Annotated in this window: 1 rRNA gene; it reads right to left on the reverse strand. The window is 36.7% G+C overall.

Features of this window, described 5'->3' with window-relative positions:
• Window positions 1-188 precede the first annotated feature (188 nt).
• A 5S ribosomal RNA gene (rrf, locus tag ACSULM_RS12525) occupies window positions 189-275 on the reverse strand; the annotation flags it as partial.

Raw genomic sequence — 275 nt, forward strand, 5'->3', positions numbered from 1 at the left:
CACTTGTTTTGAACCAACAATTTAATGTTGCGTTCGGAATTAACGTTGACATATTGCAATTCAGTTTTCAATGTTCATTTCTTCAATCAAAAGAATTAATTTTACTCGTTTTGACTATCAAAGTCAAGACTTTTTTAATTTTTTCTTAAAACTTCCATAAAAAAACGACCCAAAGGTCAAATGGAATTGCCTGGCAACGTCCTACTCTTGCGGAACGTAAGTCCGACTACCATCGGCGCTAAGGAGCTTAACTTCTGTGTTCGGCATGGGAACAG

The organism is Staphylococcus caeli, assembly GCF_051413795.1.
In the GTDB taxonomy this organism is placed as follows: Bacteria; Bacillota; Bacilli; order Staphylococcales; family Staphylococcaceae; genus Staphylococcus; species Staphylococcus caeli_A.